We start from the raw sequence: 12,270 nt of genomic DNA, 5'->3' as shown, positions 1-12,270 counted from the left end.
AATAAAAATAGCCAGATAACGACTAACCAGTAGAAACGCTTCCAGCTATTCATATTTTTTATCTATCTGAAGGCTTCTGTGGATAGATAACACTATTAAAAATAGCAGCGATAATCAATCCGACAATAGCACCACCGAAGATGCTTAGAAATGTCTCGTTTGCAGTGAATCCAATTAATGCACCAAATACTACAGCAACTAAAAGAATGATTCCTTTTGCTTTGCCAGCATCAATTGTTGTGCAGCTGTTGTCAATCTGATTTTCCATTATTATATTATTTTGATTTTGATAACAAATTTACGAATAATCTATAAGCTCCGGGAATTCCTGCAGGCAATTGTCTGAAAAAAGATAAAGATGTATAAACAAATTTACCTTTTCCATATTGAGCAATGAGTAGTGAGCCGTTGTGCAAGGGTTCACCGGGATCTTGCATGCTGATCGGAGTGCGGTACTTTTTATCAATATCTTCTGCAAAATATAACCCCCGCTCCTGTACCCAGTGTTCGAAGTCAGCTTCGCTGATCTTGTTCGGGTAATTGAAAATCGGATCATTTTTATCGAAGTGTACTGTCGCAAGTTCATCTGTTACCCGGCTTCTTCCGACGCTAAAAGGAAAAGGACCAAAGTTTTTTGAGATCAGTCCATTGTTTACATTGTATTGCGCTAAAACTGTTCCGCCCATGTTGACATACGCGAGTAGTTTGTTTTGGAGCGGAACAATTTGTTTGTTAACGTTGAATATTCGGACACCAAGAATTACCGCGTCATAGCTAGAAAGATCTGTTTTTAAAGCTTGTTCGTTACTTAACACATCGACTTTTATACCAATGGCCGTCAATGATTCAGGAATTAGATCCCCTGCCCCATGGATGTATGCCACGCTCTTTACGTCGTTGACCAGGTTGATATTGCTCATTTTTATAGCGACATCTGGAAAATAAACAATATTAGGTATATGATTGTAGTCGATGGATTTTATCTCCTTTAAACGTTCTTTGTCTGCCAAGAGGAACCCAAGGGTATCAATGGAAGATTTAGAAGCATCTGATGGTTTTATGCTGATCTCTCTGGAAATTGTACGCTCGCCTTTGTCAAAAGATAGGTCAAAAGATGCCGGTGAAACTTCCCAGCCTTTAGGTACATGCGGTCTGACGTTAAATGTGGTTGTGTTTGCTTGTCCGTTTTTCTGAAAAGTCAGATTCACTTTGACAGTGTGGGCATTTTGTGTAAGTGCCAAAGGGCTGGAACTTTTTGCCGTCAACTGTGGGACGATCACAATGGGGTCATAGATTTCGCCACGAACAGGATCGGTATATTTATATTTTATGGGTTGATTGAGTGTGATATTTTCACCATTGATCCGGAGTTGAAAGGATACCTCTGGAGCATAGGGGTTTTCTGGATAGCCTGTCAGGTTAAAATCACTGACATTAAATTTGCCTTTTCCATGTGGATCAATCAACCAGTATGGTTGTGTCGTCCTGTCGGCATGTATAAGAACCGAGTCTCTTTGTAGCTTGTTTATTTTTAGTGTTTCATGAATGCTATTTCCATTTATTTGGGTCAGCTCAACGGTTACATTTGGACGCCGAACAATAATGGAATGTTCTACTTTGATCTGATCTTCCAAGGCATAGGATGGATTTTTAGCGATACTTTCGAACCAAATTCCACCACAGGCAAGAATTAGTTTTTCAACCTCTTTTTTCTTTTCAGTTTTCCAGTATTCATCATCAATTTGATCCAGTGCTTTGTACAGTTGGATCAATTCAGCAATGATCAATTCGGGTTTATCAATTTGATATGTTTGATTGATGTGGTCAATTAAGGACTCAACTTTACTGCCGTTTTGAATTCTTTTCCATGAGGTGTCAACTCCATCCAAGAGTGTATTTTTTGCAGGTGCACCGTCTACATACTCAAAGTATTCGATTGAAGAGCCACGTTGGCTTGCCGAACCAAAGCCTTGGCTTTTGTGTGATGAACGGCTGTGTGCGGCAATTTCTCCATAAGAGGCTCCTAGAAGAGAATTGTAATCCCCGATATCTATTTTTAACTGATCTTCACGTGTATTGTTTTGACCTCCGAAGTTAGCTGTATTCCAAAGCAAGCGTTTAGCTTTCCAGGGGCGTACAAATTGAAGTTGCTCTGGGAATATATTCGGATCAGCAGCAGCTTTAAAGGCTTCATGTGCTAGAATGGCCGAGGCTTGATGATGACCATGGCCACCCCTTGAATCGGGAGGAAAACGCGTGATGATGACATCGGGCCTAAATTTGCGGATAATCCATACGGCTTCGCGGAGAACACGCTGTTTATCCCAGAATTCGAAAGTTTCCTCTGGAGTCTTCGAGAATCCAAAATCGTATGCTGATGAAAAAAATTGCTCACCTTTATCGATTTTTCGAGCTGCCAGTAATTCCTGCGTTCGAATCAATCCAAGTTCAATACCTTGTTCTGTTCCGATAAGGTTTTGTCCCCCATCACCTCGAGTTAGGGATAAATAGCCTGTTTTATATTTTTTTTCCTGCGCTAGCCAAGCTATTAGCCGGGTATTTTCATCATCGGGATGTGCTGCAAAATAGAGTACCGACCCCAGCACGTTCAGTTTTTCTAGATGAAGTTTAATTTCAGCAGCGTTCCACTGTGGATTCTGTGCTTTAACGATTGAAGTTGACAAGATGCCAGCCAAAATAATGATAACAGAGAGAAAAGGTCTTCGCATGTTTAAAGATAAAAATTTTGATGAACAACGGATTGTTGGAGATTGTAATTTTATTGCGTGTCTTTTTAATTGACAGTCTTTAATTAGCCCACTTGTGACGTTGGTATATTGCTTTGACTTATGGATATTAGGCGAATTAAACTTAGGGCCATAAAAGGAAGCTAGTTTGAGTGACGAGGTAGAGGGATAGATCACTAAATGGTAAAATATAGGCATAAATAAAAAACGGAAATCCCAATCAAGCTGGAATTTCCGTTTAACAATTAAAATATTTTTTCCTGAAACGAATTTTTAGAGAATAGTTATTTTGTCGCTTCGCTCCAAGTGGCAACCTTTAACATAAGTAAATATATGTAGAAAATATTTAGTTCTGTCAGATTACCTTAATTAGTTTTCCACATTGCTAAATTTTGTCAACATTTTAGCTTTTGGAAAACATATAATATAGCGGCGTCATGCGTTTAAGATGCTGCAATACAGCGATATTTAAGGTAAGATAGGTTTTCCGCTACCTTCAAAAAAATCTGTATTGGTCTAAAGCCAATTGTATATTTGTTTGACAAATTTCAATCGATTTTAGTCTCTATGTTTCAAATGCTCAAAAACGACAGGAGCAACCTTTAAAGAAAGTTTCACGCGAATGTTTTTGGGACCAAACACTATTTATCAATGGCACCTAGAACACGCTTCATAAACATATTTAACGCGTCTTTTTTGGAGTTACCTTCTTTAATTAATTTATCTACCTCTACAGCTCCGTATAGGTTTGAAATCAATTCACCAAGAACGTCAAGTTCTTCATCTTTCAAAGGAGCTTCGGTTAAAGCTTCCAGTGTCTCGATTGTTTCCAAGACATAATCTACATCATTCTGCTCGATGAACTCTGTCAAATGCTTAATTACTGGTAGTTTCATTGAATAATTCTACTAATGCGTCTAACTTATTTGTTTGTACCTGATTGACTAATTTACCGTTTTTAAAAGCAGCGAAAGTGGGTAGGTTATTGACATTTGCTAGTTTGCGGGATTCAGGGAATTTTTCTGCATCAGCAATAACAAAAGGTACGCTATCATTTTCGCCAGCCAATTTTTTGAATTTCGGTTTCATGATTTTACAGTTACCACACCAAGTTGCGGAGTACTGAACCATTACAATATCGTTATTGTTTACAATTTCTTGTAAATTATCGTTTTCTAATTCTTGTAACATGATTTTATTTTTAAGGTGATTGTTGGAGAAATCAACAGGAGCCGGGAAAAGCTCCTGTCGAAAAGACACTGTGGTCTTGTATTGTTAGTGTTTAGCTAAATAATCAGCTACACCTTTTCTATCTGCGTTCATTGCATCTTTACCTTCTTCCCAGTTTGCAGGACACACTTCGCCAAATTTCTGTACGTGAGCGTAAGCATCGATCAAACGTAAGTATTCTTTAACGTTACGACCCAAAGGCATGTCGTTTACTGATTCATGGAATACACGGCCAGTTTCGTCGATCAAATATGTTGCTCTATAAGTAACCGCAGAACCTTGTGCCAATGTTCCGTATTCAGGGTGTTCAACTTCTTGAACATCTAAGATTCCTAATATACTTGATAAGTTGCGGTTGGTGTCTGCCAATAGAGGATATTCAACACCTTCAATTCCACCGTTATCTTTTGCTGTGTTTAACCAAGCAAAGTGTACTTCATTTGTATCGCAAGAAGCGCCGATTAAGACTGTATTGCGTTTTTCAAACTCAGCAGCTGCTTCTTGAAAAGCGTGTAATTCAGTAGGACATACGAAAGTGAAATCTTTTGGATACCAAAATAAAAGCACTTTTTTACCTTCTTTAACTGCTTTTTCAAAAATGTTGATCTGTAAATTGTCGCCTAAATAATCAATTGCATCTACTGTAATGCTTGGAAAACTTTTACCTGTGAAACTCATAATATATCTTTCTTTTTTTTGTTGACACAAAGATACAGCAACTCGATCCAAAAAGCGAATTGATTTTACCAATACACTATCGTCAAAATCTATTATGACTAGATTATAACAATAAGTTTTTATTATAATAATGATAGGTTGATCTGATGATTAACAGACCATTTATATGTTGCATGAAAATAAATGAATTCATACTGCGCTAGTTACAGATTTATACCCAAAAATTATTGCAGTTTTGCAAATCAAAAGCTACTTTTGCGACGTTCAATTCTAGAACAGCACAATGCTGGAGGGGTTCCAGAGCGGTCAAATGGGACGGACTGTAAATCCGTTGCTTCGGCTTCGAAGGTTCGAATCCTTCTCCCTCCACCATTTTTTCTTTTCTAAATCCAGTCTATTTTACAGGTTCTAAATTTGCGGTTGATCGTGACTATTCCATCGTACGTGAAACGATTTTGATATATATTTTGGCTATGGTCAATGTTAATCGCTTTGGTATAATGAGTCTATATAGTGGCTACCTCTCTTTTTTAAAAAAATATAACAGGATTTTAGACTAGCTATTGACTTATATATAAAATAAGCCTAAGTTTGGCTTCTGAAAGGCCCCGTAGTTCAACGGATAGAATAGATGTTTCCTAAACATTTGATAGCAGTTCGATTCTGCTCGGGGCTACTGAGAAAAGCGATGGATTTCCATCGCTTTTTTTGTTTATTCAATAAAACTTTTCCTTTTCTTATCAAAATAAATAGGTAATAGAATTGTAAATTTTTATTGGAATGATTATTTTCGGATAATTATTTACAGCAATTTTACTTTTGGCCTGTAATCCGATAATATAAATTGAATGGGAAAATTTTTATTATACCAATTTAGAAAGGTATATGCAGCTAACCCTGCTTTTTTTGCTTGCTTTAGCATTTGGATAGTCTTAATGACAGCTGTTGTTATATTTATTCCGAAGGAAGATGCATTCCATTTTGTGAATACTCGTCATTCATTTTGGGCTGATATTCTTTTTACAATACAGACTTATTTTGGAGACGGTCTTTTTGTTATAGGTGTTTTTATTGCCTACTGCTGTACGCAGCAATGGAATTTTGCCCGAGCTATCCTGGGGACATATATTTTCTCGGGGCTGATCTGCTGTATACTGAAAAACCTTTTCGATGCCGATAGACCGGCAACCGTATTTCATGGAAATCCTACATTCCATGTTGTTTCTTGGTTGCGTGTAGCGCACTTTAACTCCTTCCCTTCCGGACATACAACTTCGGCCTTTGCGCTGGCGGCTACGTTAGGTATTCTCTCAAAAAATAAAGCTTTTGGTATAACTGTATTTATTCTCGCTGCATTAACAGCCTACTCTCGGGTGTATTTGGGGACAGCATTTCGTAGAAGATGTTTGGTTTGGATCAATTTTAGGAAGCGGTACGGCTTGTTTTTATTTACTTGCCATGCCTTATGTCTTGAAAAATAAACGCATGTCATTTAGCACGAGATTTCTTCAGGTCAAACTTTAAATTCAGTAAGAAGATACTTCCATCGTTCGATTAGGTTTGGCTTGTGTCTTTGAATAAAGATAATCGTCCAACCATTATAAACATCAACAGTCCGAAACAGGCAAAAATACCATAGGAATAGCGTAGGCTAAAGACTTCAGCAATATACCCAATTAAAGGTGGTCCCATTAAAAAGCCCAAGTAGCTAATGCTTGAAACCATGGCCAAAGCCACTCCAGAGGGCACATTTTTGTTCTGTCCGGCAATACTGTAGATGGAGGGGACATTGCAAGCTACACCGATACCGACCAACATAAAAGCTAGGGTACAGATGATAAATTCGGGAAAAATAACCGATGTCATCATCCCGATGAACATCAGTAGGCCACTGTACTGCAGGGTCCTTTTTCGGCCCAATTTCCGAATGACAGCATCACCAACAAAGCGCCCAGTAGCCATCATGATCATAAATGAAGCGTAGCCAACGACAACAAATTTCTCTGGCGCCTGAACTATCTCCTTGAAATACACCCCACTCCAGTCGAACATTGCCCCCTCAGTTGCCATGCTGAAAAAGCCGATGATGCCGAGCTGAAGTAAGCCACCTTCTGGTTTAGAGAAAAAACTGCGCTTTTCCTTTTGAGGAGATTTGCCAGGAACCAAATACTTTTGGTTGATTAGTGTATTCGCTGTGACAATGACTAATATGATTAAAAAATGGTAAAAGGTGTTCAGTCCAAAATTCATCGTTAACAAGCCTACTAGTGCTCCTGTGAAACCAGCGATACTCCAGGCTCCATGAAAGGAAGTCATTATTGATTTTTTGAAAACCTGCTCCGTTGCGACACCCTGTGTATTAACAGATATATTACACATATTTCCGGTTACACCAAATAGAAATAGTATGCCTCCTAACTGCCAGGCATTCTGCGCAAAGGGGATGGAGCACAAGACCAAGGTGTAAGCGATGGGTACGATACGCAAAACGCTAGCACTTCCATATTTTGTAACCAATTTTCCTGAAAGAGCCATCGTTGCAAGTTGTCCGACTGGAAGCATTAATAAAATTGTCCCCAATTGACCCTCACTTAAGTTGAGATGAGCTTTGATAACGGGGATGCGGCTTGCCCAAGATGCAAACGCGATACCTTGGCAAAAAAAGAAAAGCGATACCGCAATTCTTATGCGATTTCGTTTCTTATAAAGATCTTCTTCTGAGTGAGTTAACGTTGCGTCCATAGTTTCTGATTTGAGGGTGCAAAGTTAAGGATAAGTATCCCATTAAAAAATATAATGATTCAAAAAATATTTGCATGTTTAGGTTACAATAGGGATACGAAATATGCCTATATTTAAATAGCATATCGGCGTGATGATAATTATATGCGCTAGTTTCGATAATTATCATCTGCCTCAATCTTCCGGTAAGAAAATAATACGATGTGCTTTTTGAATTCGGCTAAACATATTTATTCAATATCATATATTGTACGTAATCATTCCTTGTATAGGAACCGAAAATAGACACATTTGTTTCAGTTTATTTGTATGCATACTTTAATTTAAGAAGATATTCGATGTGGTAGTCAAAATAGAAGAGGTTTGGGCTTCCATATCATTAGAAAATAATAGCAGTGAAATAACGGGAGAAAGTCAACAATTAAATGTTGATGTAGTGAAGGAATAAAAATATAAAATTCTTCGCTATTTCATGGTGGTTTGTTCAATACCTATTCTACCTTTGTATTGGCAAACAACTATTAGCCTCCTAGATAACATGATAAAGAAACTAATTTTAAGTACAGTTCTAGCCTATGCTGGAACAACCTGTGTTATTGCCCAACAACCCACGTTTTTATCCCATCCGACTTTAAGTCCCGATGGAAAGGAAATGGTTTTCAGCTACGAAGGTGACCTTTGGAAAGTTGGAAGTCAAGGTGGTGTTGCGGTACGGTTAACAGGAATGGAAGGAAATGAGATCAATCCAAGAATTTCCCCAGATGGAAAATGGTTGGCTTTTTCCGCCAATCAAAACGGTAATATGGATGTCTATGTAATGCCCTTGGCGGGTGGAGATATAAGGCAGCTGACATCGCATGATGCTTCGGACGAAGTGGACAGCTGGAGCTGGGATAGCAAATCGCTTTATTTCACATCATCGCGTTACAATAGAATGAGCGCTTATCAAGTTGCTTTGGATGGAGGTACGGCGACAAGGTTATTTCCACATGTCTTTAATTATATCAGTAACGTGGTGCCAACTCCTTCGGGAGAATTGTTATTCAATGACAGCTGGGAAGGCTATAGCTCGGCGAACCGCAAGCGATATAAAGGTGCTTTCAATCCAGATATCAAGTCTTATAATCCCAAAACAAAGGCATTTCAACAGTATACAGATTATATCGGTAAGGATTTTTGGCCCACTGTGGACCAAAAAGGAAACATATTCTATGTGTCCGATGAAAGCAATGGTGAGTACAACCTTTATCAACTAACGGGAAAGTCGAAAACTCAATTGACTTCTTTCCAAGAATCAATCAAACGTCCGTTTGTCGCGGCAGACGGTACTAAAGTGGCATTTGAAAAGGGCTATCAGCTTTATATTTATGATGTCAATGGAAAGAAAACCGTACAGCCCAACATCGCACTTAACCGCAATCAAGTGCTAGGAAAGCTGAAAGAGTTTAACATTTCAGGTAACATCAGTAATTTCGACGTTTCTCCGGACGGAAAGAAAATGGCATTTGTATCACGTGGCGAATTGTTCGTTTCGGATATTGAAGGAAAGTTTGTTCGTCAGATGCCCGGTCAGGGAGAACGTGTCATGGAGGTTAAATGGCTTAAAGACAGTAAAACATTACTCTATAGCCAAACGTATCAAGGCTACCAGAACTGGTTTTCACGCACGGCAGACGGTAAAGGTGAGGTAAAGCAATTGACACTAGATCTGCGTAACAACCGTGATATTACATGCAATGCAGATAGGACAAAAGCTGTGTACCTCAGTGGTCGTGATGAAGTACGTATATTGGATTTGACAAGTTTGAAGAGCCAAACAGTAGTTAAAGATGAAATCTGGGCATTTCAAAATTCTTCGCCCTCATTCTCCCCTGATGGAAACTATCTTTTATTCACAGCTATGCGCAATTTTGAACAGGATATCTTTGTGTATAATCTGAAAAATGAGCAAACGACTAATTTGACAAATACAGGAGTCACAGAAGCAGCACCATATTGGTCTCCTGATGGTAAATATATTTATTTTGCGAGTAATAGGACTAAGCCTTCTTATCCTACCGGTATGCAAAACTCCAGCATTTTCCGAATGGCATTGACCAACTTTGACCAACCTTACCGTAGTGCAAAGTTTGATGAATTATTTGTAACACCCGAAAAGAAAGATACAACAGTAAATAAAACTGGTACAGCTAAGAAGGAAGCTGGCGCTAAGGATAAAAAGAAAAATGATGTCGATAAGGGCAAGCCAACCGCGATACCAATAGCCGAACCCAAGAAAGCTGGTTTGGTTCAATTGGATTTAGAAGGACTGCGTGATCGAATTGAGCAAGTGAGTCCTGCATTTGGAACACAATCTAATCCTTTGGTGATACAAAAAGGGGATAAATCCTATCTTTTCTATTCATCCAATCATGAAGGGAAATATAGTACTTATCGTACCGTATATGAGTTGTTTGCACCGACCAAAACCGAAAAAGTCGCTGACGGCGGCATGGAGAATTTTGTAGAGTCGGCGGGAAAATACTTCGTATTGACCCGAGGAACGATTCAGAAATACAATCTTGACTTGAATAAGCTTGATGCGGTTACAATGAGTTTTAAATTCAATCGAGATCTCGAGAAAGAGTTCAATCAAATGTTTTATGAAACATGGGCCAATCTGGAGGAAAATTACTACGATAGCAACTTCCATGGAGTGGATTGGGTTGCGATAAAAAAGAAATATGAAAAGTATCTTCCAGGTATCAACGATAGGACAGATTTGCGCATCCTCTTAAATGATATGTTGGGCGAGCTCAATTCGTCGCATCTGGGTTTCAGTTCAATGGGACAGGAAGAACGTAAGCCGTTTGGTTTTGTAACGAATGAAATCGGTGTGACCTATGATTCCAGCAATCCTTACGAGATCAGCTATATTGTTCCGAATGGCCCCGCGGCAAAGAAAGAAGCTGATATTCATGCGGGTGATATCCTCATCGCGATTAACGGAACAAAATTGAATACGCAGGCAGACCGCGATAGTTATTTTACTTGGCCTTCACTGGAAGAAGAAATTCAATTGACCTTGAATCGTAATGGCAAGGAAATTCAGACAAACATTCGTCCGGTATCAAGCGCCGTGTTTAGAGATCTCCTCTACGACCAATGGATTAGAGATAACCGAAGTCGAGTTGATCAGTTGAGTAGCAATAAGATAGCCTATTCACATATGAAAAATATGTCGGATACTGAGTTACAGCGGTTCTTGATCGACATGGCCGAACAGGAGAATAACAAACAAGGGATTATTTTAGATTTGCGTTATAATACAGGCGGAAATGTACACGATGAGGTTTTAAGATTCCTGTCACAACGCCCTTACTTACAGTGGCAATACCGAGGTGGTAAACGTGCGCCACAAAGTAATTTTGCACCATCTGCCAAGCCTATTGTTTTATTGATTAATGAGCAATCGCTGAGTGATGCTGAAATGACTGCAGCGGGCTTTAAAGCACTTAAGTTGGGCAAAATCATCGGTAATGAGACCTATCGCTGGATTATTTTTACTTCTGCTAAAGGCTTAGTCGACGGATCAAACTATCGACTTCCGTCTTGGGGATGTTATACGCTTGATGGTCAGGATCTCGAACAAACTGGAGTTGCCCCAGATATTCTTGTAAAAAATACCGTACAAGATCGGATGGAAAATAAAGATCCGCAGTTGGAAAGAGCTATAAAAGAAATTCTTGACAGTATAAAATAAAGAAGTTAGCGCTAACATTACTTACTTTAAATAAACTGTCAAAAGTTGCAGTGCCCCCAAAAAGTTAGACACTTTCTGGGGGCATTTTTATGAACCTGATCTTCCGATTTCTGCTATATCGCTCTTCAGCGTATGATGTACTTCATTCGGGCCACCCTTTCCCTAAAAAGTCAACATATAATTTTAAGGTGTGTTATTAATTACCTGTTTATCAGTGTTTAGTGATTTTTGTGCTGTTTCATTATGCAATAGTCGATTTTCCTGCATCCCTTCTCAAAATATAAAAAAAGGAGACAACATGGAAAAGATTATATTACAAGTGAAGGACTCTTGCTCTGCAGAGTGGGATAAGATGACGCCACAAGAACAAGGGCGTTTTTGTGGTCAATGTGAGAAGATGGTTGTAGATTTTTCACAGATGGATGATCAGGAAATTGTAGATCAAATAAAAAAAGCCGGTAAAGGGCTATGTGGTCGATTTTATGAAGATCAGTTGATGCGTGAATTGGATGTCCCTTTTTCTTTTTCTAAAAACCCTATTTGGCAAGGAAGATGGCCGGGGATCGCTGCGGGCCTCTTGTTGGTTGGATCCTTGAGCTTTCATGCTGCTCAAGCACAAAACAAATTGACTGGAGAAGTTGTCGTTGTCCAAACAAAAACAGAAAATGATCAGATAAAGCAGCAGGGGCAGGTTAGCTCATCAACAAATGATAATTCAACATTAAAAGGAAGCCCCGATAGCACAAAAGTAAGCATAAAAGGTAAAGTAGTTTGTGCTGGAAGCGATGTAAGTATGATGGGAACAGAGGTGTCCTTGGGAAATTACCGTACGCAAGTGGATGAAAATGGAGATTTTCAACTTTGGGTACCGCAATCTCTGTTTCGGGTAGATCAGGAGCTCCGTGCACAGATGTTAGGCTATAAAACGGTTGTGATTTCAATCAAAAAGGGGAGTAAAATACAACTGGATAAACCAATAAAAATGGAAGTTAAGCCAATGATTATGGGAAAGATTGCTGTGGCAAGGAAATAAGACGTTATGGAGCGAAAGAATAATTTGTTTAAATGACATATTTGAGTCTGTTTTTCTTATGGGACAGCTGCCAAAAATCTCGCTTGAATGTCATAAAA

General features: G+C 38.9%; 9 protein-coding genes and 2 tRNA genes. 5 read left to right on the top strand and 6 right to left on the bottom strand.

The genetic code is table 11. From position 1 onward, the window contains the following. Nucleotides 1-58: 58 nt before the first annotated feature. The 5 genes from B3297_RS22130 to B3297_RS22110 all read right to left on the bottom strand — a co-directional run bounded on the left by B3297_RS22130 (nt 59) and on the right by B3297_RS22110 (nt 4,655). Nucleotides 59-268, bottom strand: coding sequence for a hypothetical protein (locus B3297_RS22130; RefSeq protein WP_070562731.1), 210 nt, complete (start codon nt 266-268; stop codon nt 59-61). Nucleotides 269-275: 7 nt separating this feature from the next. Further along, nucleotides 276-2,729 carry a PIG-L family deacetylase gene (locus B3297_RS22125; RefSeq protein ID WP_070562735.1) on the bottom strand — a complete coding sequence of 818 codons (2,454 nt, stop codon included), beginning with the start codon at nt 2,727-2,729 and terminating at the stop codon, nt 276-278. Nucleotides 2,730-3,388: 659 nt separating this feature from the next. Then, nucleotides 3,389-3,643, bottom strand: coding sequence for a DUF6952 family protein (locus B3297_RS22120; RefSeq protein ID WP_046673203.1), 255 nt, complete (start codon nt 3,641-3,643; stop codon nt 3,389-3,391). Continuing rightward, nucleotides 3,624-3,938 carry a thioredoxin family protein gene (locus B3297_RS22115; protein ID WP_046673204.1) on the bottom strand — a complete coding sequence of 105 codons (315 nt, stop codon included), beginning with the start codon at nt 3,936-3,938 and terminating at the stop codon, nt 3,624-3,626. Before B3297_RS22115 ends, B3297_RS22120 begins: the two co-directional genes overlap by 20 nt. Nucleotides 3,939-4,022: 84 nt before the next feature. Beyond that, nucleotides 4,023-4,655 carry a peroxiredoxin gene (locus B3297_RS22110; RefSeq protein WP_070562738.1) on the bottom strand — a complete coding sequence of 211 codons (633 nt, stop codon included), beginning with the start codon at nt 4,653-4,655 and terminating at the stop codon, nt 4,023-4,025. Between the two features lie 288 nt (nt 4,656-4,943). On the opposite strand from B3297_RS22110, the gene B3297_RS22105 reads away from it, so the two are divergent. From B3297_RS22105 to B3297_RS22095, 3 genes are all read left to right on the top strand, one after another. Continuing rightward, a tRNA-Tyr gene (locus B3297_RS22105) sits at nt 4,944-5,027 on the top strand. A gap of 232 nt (nt 5,028-5,259) precedes the next feature. After that, nucleotides 5,260-5,331: transfer RNA gene (locus tag B3297_RS22100), tRNA-Arg, on the top strand. 172 nt (nt 5,332-5,503) lie between these two features. Beyond that, nucleotides 5,504-6,136: a phosphatase PAP2 family protein gene (locus B3297_RS22095; protein ID WP_286779516.1), complete on the top strand. Its 633-nt coding sequence runs from the start codon at nt 5,504-5,506 to the stop codon at nt 6,134-6,136. Between the two features lie 73 nt (nt 6,137-6,209). Here the strand turns inward: B3297_RS22095 and B3297_RS22090 are convergent, their stop codons facing one another. After that, nucleotides 6,210-7,397, bottom strand: a complete 1,188-nt coding sequence (locus B3297_RS22090; RefSeq protein WP_070562743.1) for an MFS transporter — start codon at nt 7,395-7,397, stop codon at nt 6,210-6,212. 538 nt (nt 7,398-7,935) lie between these two features. On the opposite strand from B3297_RS22090, the gene B3297_RS22085 reads away from it, so the two are divergent. Both B3297_RS22085 and B3297_RS22080 read left to right on the top strand, forming a co-directional pair. Then, nucleotides 7,936-11,139: a S41 family peptidase gene (locus B3297_RS22085; RefSeq protein WP_070562746.1), complete on the top strand. Its 3,204-nt coding sequence runs from the start codon at nt 7,936-7,938 to the stop codon at nt 11,137-11,139. A 298-nt stretch (nt 11,140-11,437) separates the two neighbouring features. Continuing rightward, entirely contained in the window at nt 11,438-12,172 is a 735-nt protein-coding gene (locus tag B3297_RS22080; protein ID WP_139144916.1) for a carboxypeptidase-like regulatory domain-containing protein, read from the top strand. Nucleotides 12,173-12,270 lie beyond the last annotated feature (98 nt).

The sequence above is a fragment of the Sphingobacterium sp. UBA3519 genome, from assembly GCF_002377215.1.
Lineage (GTDB): Bacteria > Bacteroidota > Bacteroidia > Sphingobacteriales > Sphingobacteriaceae > Sphingobacterium > Sphingobacterium multivorum.
This window is presented reverse-complemented; position numbering and strand designations above follow the sequence as displayed.